This is a genomic window from Hydrogenophaga sp. (assembly GCF_030158645.1).
Taxonomy (GTDB): domain Bacteria; phylum Pseudomonadota; class Gammaproteobacteria; order Burkholderiales; family Burkholderiaceae_C; genus Hydrogenophaga.
In genome coordinates this window covers 23,447-39,566 of sequence record NZ_JAOASO010000133.1, presented here as the reverse complement: position 1 = coordinate 39,566, position 16,120 = coordinate 23,447, and the positions used below count along the sequence as shown (strand labels likewise).

Below are 16,120 nucleotides of genomic sequence, written 5' to 3'. Positions count from 1 at the left end.
GCGCTGCGAAGCGCGCGCTCGGCCGCACCATCCATACCCAACCGGGCATTGTTTTTGCGCCCCTGCAACAAGGCGCGCCTGCGACGAGATTGCCGCTAAACTCGGCGCGATGAGCACAACCCCTTCTCCCTCGGCGGCCGCGGCACGCCCGAGCGTGATCCAGCTCTCCATCAAGGAGAAGGCGGCGCTCTACGCGGCCTACATTCCCTTGTTTGCCGACGGCGGCATCTTCATCCCGTCTTCGCGCGAGTACCGGCTGGGCGATGACGTGTACGTGCTGCTCAGCCTGCCCGACGACCCACAGCGTTACCCCGTGGCCGGCAAGGTGGCCTGGGTCACGCCGGCCAAGGCGTCCGGTGGGCGCACGCAAGGTGTGGGTATCCGGTTCCCCTCCGATGAAAAGTCACGCATGCTGAAGCTGAAGATCGAGGAAATCCTCGGCGCCAGCCTCGGATCGGACCGCGCCACCCAGACGCTCTGAGTCAGCGCCTTCTGCGCCGCCCCGTTGACCGGGCCAACCGCGCGGCTTCCATCTTCTGCCGAATGCCAGGGACTGCATGTTCACCGACTCCCATTGCCATCTGAATTTTCCTGAGCTCAAGAGCCAGTTGCCCGAGATCTTGAGTGCCATGGCACAGGCTCAGGTGGATCGCGCCTTGTGCATCTGCACCACGCTCGAAGAATTTGAAGACGTGCACACGCTGGCGCGCGAGAACGCCAACCTGTGGTCCACCGTTGGTGTGCACCCCGACAACGAAGGCGTTCAGGAGCCCACACTCAACGACCTGGTGGACCGCGCTGCCCGTCCCCGGGTCGTGGGCATCGGTGAAACCGGGTTGGACTATTACCGGCTGGGTGAACGGTCCCTGGCCGACATGGCCTGGCAGCGGGAGCGCTTCCGCACACACATCCGGGCCGCTCGGCAAACCGACCTGCCGCTGGTCATTCACACCCGCAGCGCGTCCGAGGACACCCTGGCCATCTTGCGCGAGGAGGGCGGTTTTGTGGGTGAAGGGGGTTCGCTGGGGCAGGCACGCGGCGTGTTCCATTGCTTCACGGAAACCGCCGAGGTGGCGCGTGCCGCCCTGGACCTCGGCTTCTACATTTCGTTCTCCGGCATCCTCACTTTTCGCAGTGCCAGCGACATCCGTGAGGTGGCCGCCCTGGTGCCGCTGGACCGCATGTTGATCGAGACCGACAGCCCCTATCTCGCGCCGGTGCCGCACCGCGGCAAGACCAATTCACCGGCGTTCGTGCCTTGGGTGGCGCGGCAAATCGCAGAGATCAAAGGCCTGGAGGTCGCGGAGATCGCCCACGCCACCAGCGTCAACTTCGACCGGCTTTTCAACCGTGTCCTGTCCCCGATCCCGGCAGTCTGAGTTTACAAATCACATGAAGACATCCCAAAAGAACATTGTTTTCAAATGGCTGCTGGTGCTGTCCATCGGTTTGTCCACGGCGGCGTGGGCCGATTCGTTCAGCGATTTTTTCTCGGCGGTCAAACGCAATGACGTCAGCGCGCTGCGCCAGTTGGCCCAGCGTGGTTTTGATCTCAACACCCGCAACGAGCAAGGTGAACCCGCCTTGTTCCTGGCCTTGCGCGACGGTGCCTGGGAGGTGTCCGGCTTTCTGCTGGGTGAGCCCAGCGTGCAGGTCGAGGTTCGCACCAGACAGGACGAAACTCCGTTGATGATGGCCGCCCTCAAAGGGCGGCTGGAGCTGGCCCGGCGCCTCATCGAACGCAAGGCCGAAGTCAACAAGCCGGGGTGGACCCCGCTGCACTATGCGGCCACCAACGCCGATGCGGGCAGTCTCGCGCTGACCCGCCTGCTGCTGGAGCACCACGCCTACATCGACGCCGAGTCGCCCAATGGCAGCACGCCACTGATGATGGCGGCGCATTATGGCCACCCATCGGTGGTCAAGCTGCTGCTGGAAGAGGGCGCCGATCCCCTTTTGAAGAACCAGCAAGGGCTCTCGGCCATCGACTTCGCCAACCGGGCCCAGAGGGCCGAATCGGCCGAGATCATCGCTGCCTTTGTCCGTGCCAGGCAGCCGCAAGGCCGCTGGTAGCCCCGTTCATGTAGGTGTAACCCACATGGGGATATTCCTGCGACCGCATCAGAATCGCCACACCCGATATTCCGAGGAGACACTGTGAAGCTGGCAAGTCAAAAAGACTTTTTTTCTGGTTTGATGTTCACCATCGTGGGCGGCTCGTTTGCCATGGGTGCGACGAGCTTTGACGTGGGCACAGCGGCCCGCATGGGGCCAGGGTACTTTCCATTGCTGCTCGGGATCCTGCTCACGATCCTCGGCATCGTGATCACCATCCAGTCTTTTCGCAGCAAAGCGCCCGACGGCGACCCCATCGGCAAGATCGCATGGCGACCGCTGGGCTTCGTGCTCGGCGCCAATCTGGCATTCGGCGCGCTGCTGGTGGGTTTGCCTTCGTTGGGCATCCCCGCCATGGGCTTCATCGTGGCCATCTACGGCCTGGTGATCATTGCTGGCTACGCGCGTCCCAACTGCAACATCAAGGAATCGTTGCTTCTGGCGACCCTGCTCGCGATCGGCAGTTACGGCGCATTCGTCTACATGCTCAATTTGCAGTTCCCGGTGTGGCCTGCCTTCCTGACCGCCTGACCGGAGACAACCCCCATGGAACTCTTTGACAACCTCGCACTGGGCTTCAGTGTCGCCTTCACCCTCCAGAACCTGATCTACGCGTTTGTGGGTTGCCTGCTGGGCACACTCATCGGCGTGTTGCCCGGCATCGGCCCGCTGGCCACCATTGCCATGTTGCTGCCCGTGACCTACGGGCTGGAGCCTGTGGCCGCGCTCATCATGCTGGCCGGCATCTATTACGGCGCACAGTACGGTGGATCGACCACCGCCATTCTGGTCAACCTGCCGGGCGAATCGTCATCGGTCGTGACCGTGATCGACGGTTACCAGATGGCGCGCAAGGGCAGGGCAGGCCCTGCACTCGCTGCCGCAGGCCTGGGCTCGTTTTTCGCCGGTTGTGTCGGCACCCTGGTGCTGGCCGCCTTCGCGCCGCCGCTGACCGAGGTGGCGCTGAGCTTTGGGCCTTCCGAGTACTTTGCGCTCATGGTGTTGGGTCTCATCGGTGCTGTGGTGCTGGCCTCGGGCTCGTTGCTCAAGGCGCTGGCCATGATCGTCCTGGGCCTGCTGATCGGCCTGGTCGGTACCGACGTGAACTCCGGTGTGGCCCGTTTCAGCTTCGACATCCCCGAGTTGACCGACGGCATCAACTTCGTCGTGATCGCCATGGGCATCTTTGGCTACGGCGAGATCATCAGCAACCTGTCGCAGGATGAAAGCAAGCGCGAAGTCTTCACCGGCAAGGTGCATGGCCTCATGCCCACCAAGGAAGACTTCAAGCGCATGCTGCCCGCCGTGATGCGCGGCACGGCATTGGGCTCGGTGCTGGGCATCCTGCCCGGTGGCGGTGCGTTGTTGTCGTCGTTTGCGGCCTACACCATCGAAAAGAAGACCAAGCTCAAGCCGGGCGAGGTGCCCTTCGGCCAGGGCAACATCCGCGGCGTGGCGGCCCCCGAGTCGGCCAACAACGCCGGTTCGCAGACGTCGTTCATCCCGTTGTTGACCCTGGGCATTCCTCCCAACGCCGTGATGGCGCTGATGGTGGGTGCGATGACGATCCACAACATCCAGCCTGGCCCGCAGGTCATGACATCCAACCCCGAGCTGTTCTGGGGTTTGATCGCCTCGATGTGGATCGGCAACCTGATGCTCATCGTTCTGAACCTGCCCCTGATCGGTGTCTGGGTCAAATTGCTGTCGGTGCCTTATCGCTGGCTGTTCCCAGCCATCCTGATGTTTTGTGCGATTGGTGTGTATTCGACCAACAACAACAGCTTCGACATCTGGATGGTGGCCGTGTTTGGCTTGATTGGTTACAGCTTCATCAAACTGGGTTGTGAGCCAGCACCCTTGTTGCTGGGTCTCATTCTGGGTCCGATGATGGAAGAGTATCTGCGTCGCGCCTTGCTGATCTCGCGTGGCGACTGGTCGGTGTTCGTGACGAGGCCCATCTCCGCCTCGTTGCTGGCGGCGGCGCTGTTGTTGCTGGCCATCGTGTTGCTGCCATCGATCAAGAAGAAGCGCGAAGAGGCATTCGTCGAAGACTGACCACGGCTCAGGTGACCTGTGAAGAAAGCCCGACCTTGAGTCGGGCTTTCTTTTTTCATCTCGACGGAACCTTGTCGCACATTCTACGATGTATATTATGTAAACAAAAAGAATTACAACATTATCGCGGTTCAGACCTCACGACGCAACTACACCTGGAGCAGCCGATCACGAGTGCCCGGCTGCTCCTCCACCAGTGCGCCTCGGCAGACAAGCGCGTGATACGGCGGTTTCACATGCGCTAGGGTGCACCAGCGGCGGCTGGTCCTGTCTTCGGGTTCGAATCTAGGATGAATGTGCGTAGCACAGTGACTCTCTTTCGTAAGTCGAGCACACTCAAATCGGGCTCGAAATGCCCTACAACGTACTTGGCCACATCGACCTTCGACGCGCTGGTCTCCTTACCATTTGCTGATTTGATGCGCAGCAAGTTGGCATGCTTACCCGTCTCAGCAATCTGGACTGCTCTCGGGTGAATCACTGAAATGGCGCTCGCAACCTGTGAAGGCTGCAGGTAGTTCTCGATCTCCCGCCCTTCCGTGATCCATGCATGACCTGGTCCAGAATCAAATTCGGTTTGAAGTCGCCGTTTGGTCGCGTTTATAGATGCATGCGGCTTATCGCGATCACTATCAATAATCATTGCCCCCCTGCGGTTGAAGCGGCGGAGCGAGATGAAATCGCTGATCTCCGTACTGTCTGGAGCCTGCGTTAGATGTGATGCCAATCGACCGCCATAGAACATGATGCTGTAGTGAATGCCCTCTACCAGATCTGGATCCACACTACGGAGCCACCATTTCAGATAAATACGGTCTGAGGGACCCTCCACCCAAATCACGCAGTTTGCTTGCAGAAGATCCGATGGGTGATAGCCCAAGTCTTCGCATACCGACGAACGGTGTTCATTGCTGGTTGCACGTTCAACAATCGAAGCGCCATCTTTCAGACTAACGTGATACACCTCCGCGCCTGGTGTGTCCATTAGTGCTGCAGAGTGCGTAGTTATGAAATACTGATTTTGCGTGTATCGCGCGAGGTACCGTAGCAGCTTCTTCTGAAGAATAGGATTCAGATGCAACTCTGGTTCTTCTATGCAGACGACGTAATCCTCTAGGACTGTTGCAGCCGAAGCTAAGATGATGACTTCGTGAATCCCCGATCCAAGCGATTCAATGGGAAGTACCTTTCCATCCATATGCACCAAGATTGTGTCCCTTTCGTATGGGACTTCGATGGTGGCATCCGGTCGATCTACGACGTCGCGCAGGAAGTCGCGGATCGCGTTGAAGCGTTGGCGACTTGTCTGGCTGTGGACATCGGGATTTTGGAGTTTTGCAACTCGTTCGATTATTCCTGTGCCGTCGAAAGAATCGGAAGTGCTTCCCTTAGCGCCGATCTGGCGAATGGCGGGGATCATCTGCGTCCGAATAGCCATTGGAGCCGCCTGAATTCGCTGAAGTACACCTGGTTCCCAGCTATACTTTCGGTCACCCCCGCTCATTCCCGTGAGCAAGGCCCATACGTGCTTTATCTCTTGGTCCTGAAGTATCTTCGCGGCTTCTATCCAAGATTCTTGCTCGTCTGTGCGAATAGGCAGCGTCAATAGTGTCCAACACAAATTCGTCTGATCAATTCGCGCCTTTTCGGCGAGGAGCTTTCCTAGCGTATTTGAAAGGATCGCCTTGTTTTGCTCGCTGTGATTACCAGCTAATAATATTTGATCGTCCATCAGCTTTGGGCGCTTAGGATCAGTGCGGTTGAATGCCTCGCCTATACCAAGAAGGATTGGTGGCTGATCAGGCAAATGTCTTGCTAGTAAGTCGAGCTTCGGTGTCTCTCTCTGTGAGGCGTTCGGGTAGATTTCATGCAAGAACCTAAGGACGTTTGACTTGCCGGCGTTATTCTGCCCGATGAAAATATTTACCTTTGCGAATCGCTCGAAGTACTGAGGTTGCTTCCCAAAACTTCGATAGCCCGCAATTGCCAAATTAGGTATGAGAACGTTCATGGAGTAGATTGTGCCCATTAAGGTTGGGGATGAAGGAAGGAAACAAGCTGGCCGTCAAATTCACCATCGATGTGCTTAGGATGCATAGCACCCTCCTGAGAGGGTAGGCAAAGAAACTGCCTCGTCGCCGGCCCTGCATCCGCAGCAGAACCACGGCGCATTGGAGAGGCTGACTGATACGCAGTCATGTTCCTTTCTCCAGAGTGTTGAGCGCTATTCATCGAAGGCGCGGATCCGCCTCACCGACCATTGCCGGTGCCCAACTTTAGTCGCTCGCACCCTCCTCTGCCAGGTACGTGCTAGCCAGTCCGAGCGCACTGGAGAGAGGCACCGACTGCAACTACTTCGCAATTGATCTCCGTCCCGAGGTTCCGACGAGCACATTGAAGGTATCAGCAAAGCTGGGAAGCCAGCGTCAGAACCCAACCCGGAAAACATCATGAGCACCCGCAACACCAAGTCCAAAATCTCGCCCTTCGCCTTCCTCCTCGCCCTTGGCGTCATGGCCGTGGTCGTGATGAACGCTGACCGGCTGCACGGCGGAATGAGCGCCGCTGGCCAAGCGTTTGCCTCAGATGCCCTGCCCAGCCACGGAGCATTCAAGCTGCAAAACCCCGCTCCCGCGCGGCAGCTCCGGCAAGTAGCCGCGCAACCCGCACCCACGGTGATCCATGTCCCGCTTCGGACCTACAACGCCTCAGCTCGCCCGCTGGCCAAGCAAGGTGGCTTCGACTGGGCGTCTGATGAGGCCGTGAACGCCATGGAGCAAAGCCGGGCGCAAGAGCAGGCCATGGCCAAAGACGCAGCCGAGCGCCACGCCGCCGCCATGCAAGCCCAGCTCGATGAGCAAGCCACGCGGTAAGCAGCTCCAGGCACACACAAGAAAGGCCCACTTCGGTGGGCATTTTCACGTCTGCTCTCTGCATGTTCCGCCTCGCGTATTGAGGGTGTGGATGGAGCAATTCGCAACGTCTAAACCCAACCTCTGAAGGTCTCACATGAAGAAACTTGCCCTCGCCCTAGTGGTCTGTCTGTCGCTGCCGGCCTTTGCTGGCGAATCGGTCACGGGTGCATACCCAAATAGCTATCTGCGGTCGCAATCCGGCGAGTTGTTCATGAGTGGCAACCCTCGATGCGCTGCAGCTCTGGGCTACCTCGGTGCTCACATGGAAATCAACGGTCAGGCAAGCGATCAGCTCTTCTCGATGGCCCGCCACTACTTGACGCTTGTCCATTCCACTGAACGCGCCGGGTCGGCTGGCCGTGAACACATGGACAACGCGATGAAGATGGGGCGCCCACAGAATTCGAAAAAAATAGTACGCTAAGGTTTTCAGTTGGGCGAGGATTCGCTTCCGCGCCTTTGTGGCCAATGGCTCTGCGCGTTACACGCGGATCGACTATGACCGCGAAATGGCACTGGTCGCGATCTACAAGCAGCGCACACCGACAGCAGACGGCGAATTCACCGAAACCGAACGCATTATCGGCGTCTCGCGCTATATTTAAAAAGCCACCGCCTGGCATGCCTTCGAAACACACGTTCTGCTGGTGGATTGCCATACGCGCAGGTGCATGGCAATCTCCGGTTACCCCTTGGTAGGCTTGCCAAATGAATAGCGCAGTCCGACCCAGATCAGCCGTGGTGCGCCGGGGGCGAAGAAGGTCGATTGCTGGACCGGAAAGCCGTCGGCGTTCGATCCTCCGAATGGTCTGGCCTGGAAATTGCCGTTTGCATCAAAGCCTGTCGGGCCAAGCTGGGCGGCGGTGTTGTAGCGCGTGTCGAACACATTATTGACTTGCGCCAGCAACTGCAACTGTGGCGTCATGCGGTAGTTGGCGCCCAGATTGAAAATCGCATAAGCGGCGCTGCGGCCCTGGCCCAGGTAAAACGTGCGATCCGGCTGGTGGCCATTATTCTCGTTGCCGCGCGCTAATGCACCTGACACCGCCACCATGCTGCCGTTGAGCGTGAAGGCCGGCGACACCGCATAATCGGCAAACAGCTTCAGCATTTGACGCGGAATCAGCGGAATGCGGTCGCCGGGCCGAATGTTGATGATGCCATCCAGGCCGGGAGCGCCGGCGGCGGCCGTGACATTGCTGCTGTTGCTGCTGCCATTGACTGTTTCGGCACTCTGGAAAGTCGCATCCAGCAAGGTGTATTGCGCACCCAGATTGAGCTTGCCCAGCTTGCCGCTGAGACCCAGTTCCAGCCCCTGACGGCGGGTTTTCCCGAAATTCTTGAAGTAGCCAAAGCCGGCCTGATTGTCGGCCACAAACAGGATGTCGTCCCGATTTTCAGCGCTGAACACGCCGGCATTCCATCGCAGATTGCCGGCTGCAGTGCCGCGCACGCCAGCCTCCAGGGTGCGCGTGACAACCTGGTTCAGCGGCGGATCGCCAGCCATCGCATTGGGCAGCTTGCAGGGCTGGTCCGGATTGGCGCAACCCAGTTCAATGGCAGTCGGCGCGCGGCTGCTTGCGCTGTAGCCGGCATAAGCATTGAGTGCCTGCGTCGGGCTGTAGCTCAGGCCGATGGCTGGATTGAAACGTGAAAAGCGGTGGTCGCCACTGAGCGACGCGCTGTCGCCGTCGGCGTGAATCTGGTCGCGATTCTTGATTGACGTGGTGTTATAGCGCCCCGAAAGCGTCAGGTGCAGATTCTCCTGGAGTGACAGCGTGTCGCTGGCAAATACGCTCCAGGTCCGGATGCGACCCGACAGATCGACCCGCGTGTCATACGGTTCATCATCCACAGTGCCGCCGCTCACACCATCGCCAAAAGAATTGACGCCGCTAATGCTGCGGTCCGGATTCAGAAAACCGAGCTGCGAGGATTGCGTAAATTTCACCCGACTGGCGTCATAGCCGGCGCCTGTCACCAGCTGGTTGCGCTTGCCGGCCAGCGTGCCCAGCCAGGTCAACTGGCCTGACAGCCCATAGTTCTGTTGCGAGCTCTGGCTGCGGTTGATCAAGCCATTGCAGTTCTCGGCCGGCTCATCGTTTTGCAGCGATTGCTCGATGCAGCGCAAGGATGGAAAGGGCGTGTTCGATGCATTTTCACCGGGCTGATACACATCCTGGTCCAGCACCTCCTCGTTGATATCCCCATTGAAGGTCGAGGTCTTGATATTGCGGTAATACGCATTGCCGGAGAACAGCAGATTGTCATTGAATCCGTGGCTTGCCGCCAGATTGAGCAGCGTGGAACGGTTCTGCGTCAGATCCGGCTTGGTGTACACGCTGGCCCGGTCGCGCGCCAGCAAGCTTTGCTCTTGCAGACCGTTGCCGGTCAATCGATTGTCGGCATGTGCCAGCGTCAATTTCAGGTCGGTGGCGCCGCCGCGCCAGCCCAGCTTGCTGAACAACTGGCGCACATCGGACGGAGAATCATCGCGCCAGCCGCGTTCCTTGAACAGGTTGCCTGTCAGATACCAGTCCAGACCCTTGTCGTTAAAACCGCCATGCTCAAACTCGACTGCACGCCGCGCATTGCTGCCGACAGTGGTCTGCAGCGATGTCCCCGGATCGCTTCTGCCGTCCTTGGTCTGCACCGACAGCGCGCCGCCCAGAGTATTCAGGCCAAACAGCGGGTTCGAACCCGGGATCAGGGTCATCGACGAGATCGCCGCGCGCGGAATCAGATCCCAGCTCACCACATCGCCAAACGGCTGATTCATGCGCACGCCATCCATGTACACCGACAAGCCCTGCGGCGTACCCAGCAGCGGCGACGCGGTATAGCCGCGATAGTTGACATCCATCTGGAATGGATTGCCCTGCATTTCATTGACATGCACGCTGCCCAGCCTGCGGTTCATGAAGTCGCCCAACTCCAGCGCGCCACTGCGCTCGAGGTCGCGGCTTCTGGCACTTTGTACCGGTGCCGCGATCTCGTTGCGTGGCTGGCCGATGCCAGGCAGCGGCGTGGTGCCGATTACCTCGACCGCCGGCAGTATTTTTTCTTGTTGCGCGTGGGCATTCAGGTTGAATGCAGCCGTCAACGCCAGCGCGATGGCAGTCTGGGGCCATATCTGCGGCCCACGATGAAAAGTCGAATATTTCAAAACGTCTCCTATCTGTATTCAAATCGTTCTTGTTGTTTTAAATCCACTTTTCCACTGCCACGGGCCACGGCCAAAGGGCGGCACATCGCCACTGGATTTGTTGTCGCTGCGAATATTATCCCAGCTCACCTTGCTGCTGGCGTGCACGACAAATGTCCGCTCTTGTTCGAATGGTGCCTGTCGTAAAACAAGTGTTTCCCGACAGGCCGGCAGGCGACACCGGAAGCTTACTCGCAAAGGCTTGTAAAGTGTACGGAAAACTATGTCGTCATGGTGTAGCATACGGCAATCACACTTTATAGGTTTTCCGTACATGCTTGTAGGCTACATGCGGGTTTCGTCCGAGTCGGACCGCCAAAACACCAACCTGCAGCGCGATGCGCTGCAGGCGGCGGGTGTCGATACCCGTCACCTGTATGAAGATCGCGCCTCCGGCGCCAAGGATGATCGACCTGGCCTGGCCCAGGCGCTCGAATTTCTGCGGCCTGGCGACGTGCTTGTCGTCTGGAAGCTCGATCGACTCGGGCGCTCACTGCCACACCTGCTTGCCATCGTGAACACGCTGAAAGACAGGCAGGTTGCCTTTCGTTCACTGACCGAAGGCATGGACACTACAACACCTTCCGGCGAATTGCTGTTTCATGTTTTCGGCGCACTGGCTCAGTACGAACGGGCCTTGACCAGGGAGCGCGTGAGCGCTGGACTGGCGGCGGCGCGGCGGCGCGGTCGCATCGGTGGCCGGCCGCCTGTCATCACCGGCGAAAAATTGGAGTCCATCCTTACCGCGCTGGGCGGGGGCATGTCCAAGGCGGCTATATGTCGAACCTTTGGGGTCAAGCGAACCACGCTGATTGAAACCATCGCGCGAATCGGCGGGACCAGGCCGACATGAGGCGCCATTGCGCCGACAGGATGGCGTAACGCATGGCACGCCGATCAATACTTTCCGCAACGGAGCGGGACAGCCTATTGGCACTCCCGGAAAGTCAGGACGACCTCATCTTGCATTACAGCTTCACCGAGTCCGATTTATCCATGATCCGGCAGCGCCGCGGCGACGCCAACCGGATCGGTTTCGCCGTCCAATTGTGCCTGCTGCGTTATCCGGGCTATGCGCTGGCCGGCGACATGCCGGTGCCGGCCCCGGTAATCCAGTGGATCGCTCGCCAAGTGCAAAGCGACGCCGCCGCCTGGCCACAATACGGCGTCCGCGACGAGACGCGGCGCGAACATTTTCAGGAGATCCGCGCCTATCTCTCGCTGTCCACGTTTGGCCTGCCGGATTTTCGTAAGCTGGTGCACTGCCTTGCCGACCTCGCCATGCAAACCGACAAGGGAATGGTACTCGCGATTGAGTCGCTGGAAGCCTTGCGGCGACAGCGTGTCATTCTGCCGGCGATCACCGTCATCGAACGGGCATGCGCCGAAGCCGTGACGCGCGCCAATCGGGGTGAATTCAAGTTCGGTGCAAATGACCCGGTTAACGCCTGAGGGTTTTCCCCTGATCTTCTTGGGAAGAAAATTGACCGAAGCGCGAACCGCAAAGTGCTCCGAATTGATTTCAATGTTCAGCAGAAGTAACTGTAGGTTGTGTTGAAGCTTTCGTGACCCTGGGCCTCACGCTACGCATCGTCGGGATGGACGGGAATCCAGGCTAGGCTGCCTGAGCCCGGCGCCTCTCACACAAAATGCCGCACCCATGAAAAAACCCACCGCCCTTTCGAGCGGTGGGTGTCAACATGCGTTTGAGAGTTAGTAGGCTTGAGAATCAGAAGGCGTGAGCAACGCCGACGGCGTAGATGTCACGCTCGCGAACTTTAACGCCAGAAGAGTTCTCGATGTCACCGGTGGTCAGCAGGCCGTACAGCCGGGTTCGCTTGGACATGTTGTACAACACACCAGCAGAGAAAGCATCACCCTTTTCGAAGGTAGAACCGTTGGGATTTTTGGCTTTGGCGGTGCTGTAGCCCAAAGAGAACTCCATTGCGCCAACCGGCACCATAGCACCGATGGTGTATGTGTCCGATTTGCGAGGAGCCTGGTTCTTCACTTGGTTCCAGCCGCCGGAGAGGCGGAAGGAGCCGAAGTTGTAAGCCGCAGCCAAAGTGTTGTATTCCCGGGTAGTGTCGACCAGAGCGGCACTAATGGCTTTGTTTTCCTGGTAACCGTAGCCCACATCCAGATTGCCCGCTTTGTAACGCAGGTTGAAAGCGGTGATGTCGGTCTTTTCCGGTTTGGTGGCCTCGCCGAAGCCGTAGCTTACGCCAGCAGAGAAACCGCCGAAGGAAGGTGACTCGTAGCGGATTTGGTTGTTCGCACGGTCGCCGTAGTCAGCGAGCTGACCTACCCCTTGGAAGGCTGGAACAGAACCATTTCCAGTGTTGGCCAAAGTAACCTCGGTGGGAACAAAATTAGCCGAGTCCCAAATGTTTTGGCTGAGCATCAGATCGCGGATGTCGTCAAACGATGTGTCGTGGCGACCCAGCTTGACGGTACCGAAACCACCGGCCAAGCCAACGAACGCAGCACGGTTACCCAGACTGGTTGGTGAAGGCGCGTCGACTACAAGGTCACTCTCTACAGCGAAAATTGCCTTCAGACCACCACCGAGGTCTTCAACACCACGGAAACCCAGACGGCTGCTGGTCAAGCCGCTGTTGAACATCTGTGTGTTGCTGACAGGACCCACGCCACCCGTGATGTTGCCCACTTTGGCAGAACCAACGGACGCATCAAGGCGGCCATAGATGGTGACAGACGATTGCGCCAAGGCGGCGCCGGAAGCGGCCAGAACGGACAGAGCAATGAGGCTCTTTTTCATGAGGGTGTACTCCAATGGATTGCGGGAGGGCTTGTGCCCTTGCCCCCTACCGGATGCAGGGCGACCCTCATATTGTCCGCAAGAGACACCACAAGCCTGTGAACCACCCTCAGTTTTTTGCGGGTTTTTACTGATTTACAACGCCGACTGCACATCCGGGCTGATTCACATGTTTGTCATGAATCGCGATGGGGCCAGCGCGCGAGCAAACCACCCCGTAAAGACAAGTGCGAGACCAACAAGAATCCCGCGATAGCTTTCACAGCGGGCTTTCATCGATCGACGTGGTGCCGGAGAGATGAATCGAACACTCGACCTTTTCATCGTGAGCGGCCGGTCAACCCATCTTGACCGACCGCAGCCGGCTCATTTGGACTGCAGGCGTGCACCGATGTAGGCCACGCACTCCACGAGGTTGAGGCAGACCAGCCGCAAGTATTTCTCGGCGTCGGTTCACACGCACAGCAGGTCGTGCTGGCCAAGGTGGCCGTATACGAATGCCAGGAGATAGCGCTCGGGGTGGTCGACGGACAACTGCGTGAACATCTGTACGAAGAGATGTGGCGGCGCGCCTTTGGAGAACTTCGACGTCGCTGTCAGACGCCGCAAGCAGGTTTCGTGGACGTCTTCAGAGATCGTTGGCGAAGCGTGCCCGCAGTGCTTCATGGCCTGGAAGGCGATGAGCAGGACGTGGATCGGCTCCTCAAGCAGCTGCATGTCGACCCCGTAGCGAGTCAACACGAGGATATGCCCTGGATCGTTTCACTTGAACCGCGCCGACTGCACCAGGCTCACCACCATGGCCGTGCGCTGGCGAGCGAGTTCGCTGTCGGCGAACAACCATGCCCGGCGGCCCATGGCTCAAGGCTTTATCTGCCGCTCTAGGTGGTTGTTGTCGATTGCGACTGCGCGGTCCTCGAGATAGTGCGTTAGCGCTCGCCAGCGCGCGCCTGTGGCCGAGCGTGTACTGGCTCGATCCGGTGCAGATTGCGTTCTCGCCGAAGCTGACCAAACCGCCGCTGGCGTCGATCTTCCCGTTGGCTTCACCGTCGATGCTGATGCTCTTGGCCACGATCTCGCCTTCGACCTTGCCGCCGGCGGCGATCACGAGCTTGGACTGACCGGTCAAGGCCACCTTGCCCTTGATGCTGCCCACCACGACAAAGTCGCACGGGAAGGTGGCTCGCTCTCGTAGCTCAACCCTGCGGTAAAGGTGCAGACCGCTGCTTCTGCGCCAGTACCGGCCTGCAGGTTCAGGGTGCGCACAGGCAGATCGCACCCTGATGTCGCTGGCTCAAGGCTAACCACTGGGGTCGCCGCCGCTGCTGGCACCCGAGGCTATTCGTCGCTCTTGTCGCTCATTGATGCGGTTTCGCTGACGAATTGCACGGTGAGGAAGTGCGGCAAGGCGTTCGGCGGCGGGAACGGGGATTCGTCGACGGCGAGAAAGCTGGGGGTGTTCATCTGCATGGGTTTCTCCTTTCAGGTAGAAAACCGCGGGCTAGGCCCGAACTGATAATCGGCATCAGCACAGGTGCTGATCTCTTGCAAACGGTGCTGCGCCTCATTGGGGGCCTGCTCGTCTCTGGGGGGCAGCGCTGGCACGCGGCGCTCGGCCCAGTTGCCACCGGGAAGCCACGTCCAGGTGGGCACGCCCTTGGCTGCGAGCGATGCGGCCATGGCGTGGCGGGTCTGCAGGTATTCGGGGGAACTGCCCCGTTCCAGCACATCGAGCGCAGCGCGAGCCACGGTCTGACCGTTGGGACCGACGACATGACGAACCAGCCAGTCGGGTGCGACCCTCTTTATGGGCTGCACGTCGGTGAGGTTGCGCTGGAAGGCATGACCGTTGTCCAGCAGCGCATCGACCAGCAGCACTGCATTCGGATTGTTCGCCGGTATGAAGCTGCGGGGGTGGACGTTCATCAACCAGGTGGTGCGGGCGAACACGCCACCACGCAAGTTCACCTCGGCGAGGAAGAAGCCCATGACCTCCGGGTTGTGCTTGCCATAGGGAATCGCTTCATTGCCCTCGATCGCCTTGTTGATGCGCGCCTCGTCGTCGTTCGCCTGCAGATGGCGCAGCGCTGCGCTGCAGTTGTTGCGCAGGAAATCCAATGCTGCGTCCGACAGGACCACTGGGTGGCGCAAGTGGCGCAGGTGCATGACGGGTAGCTGGTTGGCAGGGACCGAGAAGCTGCGAACTGGTGCAACCAGCAGGCGCAGCGGTCGGGTCGCATCCTGGCGCCCCATGCTCAGGCTGGCAACGAATCCCTGCCAATCGGCGTTGAACTGCCTGCGCGCACTTTCCCTAAAACGGCGCGGGACGAACAGAAGCTCCTCCATCGCAACGCCGTTGACTTCGAGCGTGCGCGCTACGCGCATGAGCTGGTAGCGGACGCGGCCCCAGTCGCGGGTCCAGCTGGGGTGCCAGCGGCACAGGTCCGCTTCCTCCCACAAACCCATCGCAAGGTTCTTGAGGTTGAGGCGGCGGTCGACTCCATCGCTGATGGCGCGCTGCCCAGGAATAGCCAGTGTCAATGAACGGCGCTCGCTAGCTGGTGCTGCAGTACCCGTCGGTTCGGCGCCGCTGTTCACGCGCGCCGATGTCGAACGGGGACGCAGCGTGGCCTGGGTTGCTGGCGTTGCGCGGGCCGTGGCGGGGAAAGGTGCACGGGCGACGGGATGGTCGTGCGTGGCTTGGGACTGCGCTTGCACCTGTTCTGGCGAACGGGGAGTGATGATGGGATTAGACCAGAGGTCATCGCGGAAGAACGCGCACTCGGAATCGTGAAGCGGCCCTTCGTGGGGCCACACAGCGAGGTGTAACTTTGACTCCCGCAGGAGGACTTGCAGCTTGAGGGGTTGGCGCCGGCACAGACACAGAGCGTGGCCGAAGCGTTCGCGCGCGGCGACCATGGCCTGCTGTATTTCGGCGATGTGCGCCTGATCATCGACTTCTCGTTGACCAAACACCCGTCCCCCGATCATGAGCCGGGCGGCCAGGGAGGACGGTTGTGCGGTGGTGGTCATAACCTTGTGGCT

15 protein-coding genes and 2 pseudogenes are annotated in these 16,120 nt (G+C 59.5%); 9 read left to right on the top strand and 8 right to left on the bottom strand.

The annotated features are described in order from the left end of the window. Positions 1–109 precede the first annotated feature (109 nt). The 5 genes from Q1W68_RS13910 to Q1W68_RS13890 all read left to right on the top strand — a co-directional run bounded on the left by Q1W68_RS13910 (position 110) and on the right by Q1W68_RS13890 (position 4,173). Positions 110–481: a PilZ domain-containing protein gene (locus Q1W68_RS13910; RefSeq protein WP_300653038.1), complete on the top strand. Its 372-nt coding sequence runs from the start codon at positions 110–112 to the stop codon at positions 479–481. Positions 482–557: 76 nt separating this feature from the next. Further along, positions 558–1,379 (top strand): TatD family hydrolase, encoded by an 822-nt coding sequence (locus Q1W68_RS13905; protein ID WP_300653041.1) that lies wholly within the window; start codon positions 558–560, stop codon positions 1,377–1,379. Positions 1,380–1,392: 13 nt separating this feature from the next. Beyond that, complete coding sequence (locus Q1W68_RS13900; protein ID WP_300653044.1) at positions 1,393–2,073, top strand: ankyrin repeat domain-containing protein; 681 nt, start codon at positions 1,393–1,395, stop codon at positions 2,071–2,073. Between the two features lie 84 nt (positions 2,074–2,157). Then, positions 2,158–2,646, top strand: coding sequence for a tripartite tricarboxylate transporter TctB family protein (locus Q1W68_RS13895; protein ID WP_300653046.1), 489 nt, complete (start codon positions 2,158–2,160; stop codon positions 2,644–2,646). Positions 2,647–2,661: 15 nt separating this feature from the next. After that, positions 2,662–4,173 (top strand): tripartite tricarboxylate transporter permease, encoded by a 1,512-nt coding sequence (locus Q1W68_RS13890; protein WP_300653049.1) that lies wholly within the window; start codon positions 2,662–2,664, stop codon positions 4,171–4,173. Positions 4,174–4,414: 241 nt separating this feature from the next. Here the strand turns inward: Q1W68_RS13890 and Q1W68_RS13885 are convergent, their stop codons facing one another. After that, positions 4,415–6,184, bottom strand: coding sequence for an AAA family ATPase (locus Q1W68_RS13885; protein WP_300653052.1), 1,770 nt, complete (start codon positions 6,182–6,184; stop codon positions 4,415–4,417). A 439-nt stretch (positions 6,185–6,623) separates the two neighbouring features. Here Q1W68_RS13885 and Q1W68_RS13880 point away from each other — a divergent pair, with 439 nt between their 5' ends. Both Q1W68_RS13880 and Q1W68_RS13875 read left to right on the top strand, forming a co-directional pair. Further along, complete coding sequence (locus Q1W68_RS13880) at positions 6,624–7,046, top strand: hypothetical protein (RefSeq protein WP_300653053.1); 423 nt, start codon at positions 6,624–6,626, stop codon at positions 7,044–7,046. 136 nt (positions 7,047–7,182) lie between these two features. Further along, entirely contained in the window at positions 7,183–7,512 is a 330-nt protein-coding gene (locus tag Q1W68_RS13875; RefSeq protein WP_300653056.1) for a hypothetical protein, read from the top strand. A 261-nt stretch (positions 7,513–7,773) separates the two neighbouring features. On the opposite strand, the gene Q1W68_RS13870 is transcribed toward Q1W68_RS13875, so the two are convergent. Beyond that, positions 7,774–10,254, bottom strand: coding sequence for a TonB-dependent receptor (locus Q1W68_RS13870; RefSeq protein WP_300653062.1), 2,481 nt, complete (start codon positions 10,252–10,254; stop codon positions 7,774–7,776). Positions 10,255–10,567: 313 nt separating this feature from the next. Between Q1W68_RS13870 and Q1W68_RS13865 the strand changes: the two genes are divergently transcribed. After that, positions 10,568–11,146, top strand: a complete 579-nt coding sequence (locus Q1W68_RS13865; protein ID WP_300653064.1) for a recombinase family protein — start codon at positions 10,568–10,570, stop codon at positions 11,144–11,146. A gap of 32 nt (positions 11,147–11,178) precedes the next feature. Next, a pseudogene (locus Q1W68_RS13860) lies at positions 11,179–11,703 on the top strand (DUF4158 domain-containing protein); the annotation flags it as partial. A gap of 319 nt (positions 11,704–12,022) precedes the next feature. On the opposite strand, the gene Q1W68_RS13855 reads toward Q1W68_RS13860, so the two are convergent. The 6 genes and pseudogenes from Q1W68_RS13855 to Q1W68_RS13830 all read right to left on the bottom strand — a co-directional run bounded on the left by Q1W68_RS13855 (position 12,023) and on the right by Q1W68_RS13830 (position 16,108). Next, positions 12,023–13,075 (bottom strand): porin, encoded by a 1,053-nt coding sequence (locus tag Q1W68_RS13855; protein WP_300649363.1) that lies wholly within the window; start codon positions 13,073–13,075, stop codon positions 12,023–12,025. Positions 13,076–13,528: 453 nt separating this feature from the next. Then, on the bottom strand, positions 13,529–13,792 hold the full coding sequence (locus Q1W68_RS13850; RefSeq protein WP_300716957.1) for a hypothetical protein: 264 nt from the start codon (positions 13,790–13,792) through the stop codon (positions 13,529–13,531). 144 nt (positions 13,793–13,936) lie between these two features. Beyond that, positions 13,937–14,122 (bottom strand): transposase, encoded by a 186-nt coding sequence (locus tag Q1W68_RS18425; protein WP_366146708.1) that lies wholly within the window; start codon positions 14,120–14,122, stop codon positions 13,937–13,939. Then, positions 14,100–14,210 (bottom strand): annotated as a pseudogene (locus tag Q1W68_RS18420) (polymer-forming cytoskeletal protein); the annotation flags it as partial. The gene Q1W68_RS18425 and the pseudogene Q1W68_RS18420, both read right to left, overlap by 23 nt. Positions 14,211–14,413: 203 nt before the next feature. Continuing rightward, the gene (locus Q1W68_RS13835) at positions 14,414–14,545 is read right to left on the bottom strand and encodes a hypothetical protein (protein WP_300649365.1); all 132 of its coding nucleotides are present in this window, start codon (positions 14,543–14,545) and stop codon (positions 14,414–14,416) included. Between the two features lie 12 nt (positions 14,546–14,557). Further along, positions 14,558–16,108 carry a DUF1173 family protein gene (locus Q1W68_RS13830; protein WP_300649367.1) on the bottom strand — a complete coding sequence of 517 codons (1,551 nt, stop codon included), beginning with the start codon at positions 16,106–16,108 and terminating at the stop codon, positions 14,558–14,560. Positions 16,109–16,120 lie beyond the last annotated feature (12 nt).

Excerpts from the sequence above, each read along its gene's own strand:
- Q1W68_RS13835 (WP_300649365.1), bottom strand. The coding sequence starts at position 14,545 with ATGCAGATGAACACCCCCAGCTTTCTCGCCGTCGACGAATCCCCGTTC.
- Q1W68_RS13850 (WP_300716957.1), bottom strand. The coding sequence starts at position 13,792 with ATGCAGCTGCTTGAGGAGCCGATCCACGTCCTGCTCATCGCCTTCCAG.
- Q1W68_RS13830 (WP_300649367.1), bottom strand. The coding sequence starts at position 16,108 with ATGACCACCACCGCACAACCGTCCTCCCTGGCCGCCCGGCTCATGATC.
- Q1W68_RS13900 (WP_300653044.1), top strand. The coding sequence starts at position 1,393 with ATGAAGACATCCCAAAAGAACATTGTTTTCAAATGGCTGCTGGTGCTG.
- Q1W68_RS13885 (WP_300653052.1), bottom strand. The coding sequence starts at position 6,184 with ATGAACGTTCTCATACCTAATTTGGCAATTGCGGGCTATCGAAGTTTT.
- Q1W68_RS13865 (WP_300653064.1), top strand. The coding sequence starts at position 10,568 with ATGCTTGTAGGCTACATGCGGGTTTCGTCCGAGTCGGACCGCCAAAAC.
- Q1W68_RS13875 (WP_300653056.1), top strand. The coding sequence starts at position 7,183 with ATGAAGAAACTTGCCCTCGCCCTAGTGGTCTGTCTGTCGCTGCCGGCC.
- Q1W68_RS13890 (WP_300653049.1), top strand. The coding sequence starts at position 2,662 with ATGGAACTCTTTGACAACCTCGCACTGGGCTTCAGTGTCGCCTTCACC.
- Q1W68_RS13855 (WP_300649363.1), bottom strand. The coding sequence starts at position 13,075 with ATGAAAAAGAGCCTCATTGCTCTGTCCGTTCTGGCCGCTTCCGGCGCC.
- Q1W68_RS13910 (WP_300653038.1), top strand. The coding sequence starts at position 110 with ATGAGCACAACCCCTTCTCCCTCGGCGGCCGCGGCACGCCCGAGCGTG.
- Q1W68_RS13880 (WP_300653053.1), top strand. The coding sequence starts at position 6,624 with ATGAGCACCCGCAACACCAAGTCCAAAATCTCGCCCTTCGCCTTCCTC.
- Q1W68_RS13905 (WP_300653041.1), top strand. The coding sequence starts at position 558 with ATGTTCACCGACTCCCATTGCCATCTGAATTTTCCTGAGCTCAAGAGC.